The 4,040-nt window shown below is 36.9% G+C and carries 3 protein-coding genes; all 3 read right to left on the reverse strand.

What is annotated here, in order from left to right; translation table 11 throughout:
• On the reverse strand, window positions 1-2,068 hold a 2,068-nt coding region (locus tag AB1630_10900), incomplete at its 3' end, for a hypothetical protein (protein MEW6104299.1).
• Window positions 2,065-3,108 (reverse strand): tetratricopeptide repeat protein, encoded by a 1,044-nt coding sequence (locus tag AB1630_10905; protein MEW6104300.1) that lies wholly within the window; start codon window positions 3,106-3,108, stop codon window positions 2,065-2,067. The genes AB1630_10905 and AB1630_10900, both read right to left, overlap by 4 nt.
• Before the next feature lie 315 nt (window positions 3,109-3,423).
• A partial coding sequence (locus AB1630_10910) for a hypothetical protein (protein MEW6104301.1) occupies window positions 3,424-4,040 on the reverse strand: 617 nt, incomplete at its 5' end.

Raw genomic sequence — 4,040 nt, forward strand, 5'->3', positions numbered from 1 at the left:
CCCCATTCTTTGTTATTACCTTATACAAAAGCTTTGTATCATTGATGTCGTTTATAACCTCATCTTCTTCTGGGGTATTGGTTATTCTTCTGTTATCAGAGCCATCTACATTTATTGAGTATATCTCAATGTTAGCTGAACTTATTTTCCCTTCATTATCATAGGTAAAAACATCCCTTGAATAGAATATCTTGCTACCATCAGGAGAAAATATTGCCCTTGGGGAAACATCTATCCATATATTAGTTCCATTTTCATCTTTTCCTAAGATAAGCATTCTCTTATTGCTTCCATCCATATCCATTATCCAGATTTCCTCTGGTTCTGCTCCACCATAACTCTTTGATGAATAGAGAATCTTTTTTTGGGTATGTGAAATATTCCAGATATATTCTAGTTTCATATCTGAATTAGTAAGGTTTGTCTCTTTTCCTTGTTCTAAGTCTAAAACAAAGATGTCTTGATTGCTTGCCTTTATTTCTCTCTCAAAGATTATTTTCTTTCCATCCTTTGCTATCAGAAAATTTCCCTCTGATTTTGGACTATTTGTTAGGTTTTGTGGGCTTCTCCCATCTATTCCTATCTTCCATATATCAACATCACCTGTTGGAGTTCCTCCTCCATGAAGAGCAAGCCATTCTCCATCAGGGAAGAATTGGGGATTACATCCTCCAGAAAGCCTTATTGATTCCTTGCTCTCTATGTTTAATAAACGAGTAGAGCCTTCCTTTTTGGTTGAATTAGGAACAGGAGACCATTGTGTATAGGCAATATCTGGAAGGAATATTTGGAATTGATTGCTTGTATCTGGGTCTATTTGTTCTGTTGTTGGGTCAGCATCAAAGGTATTTCCTGCAAGGTCAGTTGCATCAGAGATTGATAGGGTATGTGTTCCTTGGTATTCCGAATTCCTTGGGATAAAGAATTCACCTAGCCAGGTTGTGTTGGTATTTGACCAAAAGCAGTATGAAACAGGGTGGTTATCTGAGCTAAAGAATACATTTAATGGCTTATCTCTATCCATTTCTTCATCAAATGTAAGCTCAACAAAAAGGTTTCCTTCACCAACCATTGGCTCGCTGGTTATCTTGTTTGTTTCATAGTCTTTGGAATATACAGTGGTGGCATCAACAATGTTTCCACTAATATCCTTCTTCCCTTTAAGAACTTTTGTTTTCTTTATCTTGGGTTGGGTGGTATCTGGTTCTGAAATATCCCTTATTTCTTTTCCTGTTGGGTATTCTATATTCTCATCGGGAATTCCTGGGATGGAGACAGATAAGCTATGGATTAAGTCATCTCCTTCTTTTAATGGATCCTTTGAGGTTATACTTATGCTTGTTTCTCCATTTCCTTCAGGGGGAAGGGTTAGGGATTTCTCGGGTTCTTTGGTAACCGAAAGGCAGGAGGAATCTTTTGTCTTGGTTAAGCTAAGGTTTGCGGTAAATTCCTTGTTTGTCTTATTTTCTATGGTTATCTTATGGGATTTTGTAATGCCTCCTTTATAAAAATATTGTTTTGTGGGAGAGATTCTTACCATAAACTTATTGTTGACATAGACCTTTATCTTCTCACTAAAAATAAATCCAGGAATAGGTGGTGATCCGTATTGGATAGTCTCACATACATCAATCCAATACCAACCATTGGGAACCTTGGTGGTGTCCCACCAAGCGGAGATCATGCAATTGGGAGGGATATAGCTCTCATCAGAAGTATCATAAAGGAAGTCATAGCAATAGTCAGTAGGTTTCTTTACTGTATAATATCCTTCTCCAGAAATCTCAAATTCTGTATTTTCCTGTTTGGGGATGTAGCCATAACCAAAGGCATCGGCTGAGACCTTAACTATACCTTCAACACTAGAACCATCTTTAGGAGAAGCCATTTTAAGCTTGGTGCAGATTCTTTCAATCTTTTCTCGTTGATTCTTCAGTCGATCCCCTTCATGGTGCAAATATTCACAATTCTCAGAAAACTTTCGCCCTCCTGGAATTCCAATTTTAGCATCAAGCCTCTGGCTAATAATAAGCCCAATAAAAAGAAAAAGAAAAAACTTTATCTTCATCGTTTTTTCTTGTTTGTAGACAGTTTACCTTGAGCTTCAAGTTCTTCTAGTCTTTCTCTTACATCAAATTTAAATTCACTATCAGGATAATCCTTAATCAGCCTTTTATACCATATCTCTGCATTTTTATAATCCTTTTTAATTTCATCGTATATCCAGGCTATGTTGTAGATAGTAAGATCCAATTCAAGAATCCTCGGATGAACCCGGGGGTCAACCTCCTCTATTATCTTAAGGTTTATTTCTAGTGATTTATCAAATTCTTCTAGATCTCTGTAACAATCTGCAATTTCTGCATCAACAACCTTCCATTTTACCCATGCATTATTAGGGTTCTCTTCTTTAAACTTTTGAAAAATAGAAAGTGCTTCTGTATAACTTCCCATCCTTCTATATGTTATTGCCATCATCATATAAGTTGGTATTGTGTGTGTTCCCTCAACAGGGTATTTAGAAATTTGGGCTTGAAAATATTCAAGAGCCTTTGGATAGTTTTTTTTCATCATATACCTAGCTCCAATGCTAGCACGAACACTTCTTTCCTCTTTGCTATCAGGATAGTCAGTAAGGATTTTTTTAAGGCATTCAGTAGATTTTTCAAGATAATATGGTTTATTATCTGGATCACACTCAAGTTTTGCCATATATGTGTGATTCATCATAGTCAGAGCAATCGGGGCTAAGGGAGAATCGGGGTATTTGTTCACCAATTCCTCATATTTCTCAATTGCCTTATTACAATATTCTAATCCTTCGGCACAGTTTCTTTCGGTATATACTTTCCAATCACTCTTTTTATAGAATTCATGTGCCTCATCCAAAAGCGGTTGAGCTGGGTCAGTAGAGGTTCCATTTTTGGATAAAACCAGAGATTGGGTTTGATTTTTAGTATTTTTTGAGCCTTTTTTGACAACCCTTTCTTGTTTTGCTTTCTCTTTCTTAGGCTTTCCCTCCCAAAACCTCCACCACTCACCATAAGTTAATCCTGAGATTAAGCTTAATCCCAAAACAATCCCTAAGCTAATAAGCTTTGCCTTCATTTGGCATCACCTCCATAATTTTTTAATCATACCTTAATTTTAACAACACTTGCTCCTCTTTGTCAAACAAAATTTTTTTCTTCCATCCTGTGTCTTTAAAGCCAATAGCTTCTTCATCTTACATTGCCTTCTTACTACCCTGTCAGACCTTACGGTCTGCCACCCCTTCAAACAAGGGGAATAATTCCCCTCTCCTAGAGGGGTGTCTGCCGAAGGCAGACGGGGTGTTCAGAGGGGTGTCAAACAAATTTTTTGCCCTTTATTTAAATCCTTAACCACAGTTTTGCATTTTGCGTTTTAAGTTTTGCATTTTATTTATGTTTTCCCCCAAGCCCCCTTTCCACAATAATCCATATCGCTTATTCTATTATTCACAATGGTTGGGCTTCCATTTGTGCAAGATATTCCATTGCCATCTGCACCTATTATGGTAAATCCTGTAATGGTTGCTTTATCCGTATCCTTTCCCTCAAATCTTATTGCATCTGTCCAAAGTCCTTCTGCGGTTATGGTTGCATTATTTCCAATCAAGCTTATTCCCTTGTTAATGGTAATTGCCTCCTGATATGTTCCTGAGGAAACATAGATTGTGCTATTTTCCCTTGCTACATTTATTGTCTTTTGGATTGTTGGATAATCCTTTGGGATATGTAAGATATATCTTTTATCAAGGATATAGGTTGATAATGAAGAGGATGATGCTATTGTTTCGTCGCATTCTGTTTTGGCGATTATTTCTGCTTTGTTTGTAATGTTTGAGCCTGGGGGTTCTGTTATGTAGTAATCTATTGTTATTGTGCCATCTTGAGCTTGGGTAAGGCTTCCAAGGTAATATGTGGTTATGCTGTTGTTGGGAAGATAATCTGTAAGAATAATATCCTTTAGCTCTGTGTTTCCTGTGTTTTTGTAGTATAGGGTATAGGTTATTGTTT

The sequence above is a fragment of the bacterium genome, from assembly GCA_040753555.1.
Taxonomy (GTDB): Bacteria; UBA9089; UBA9088; order UBA9088; family UBA9088; genus JBFLYE01.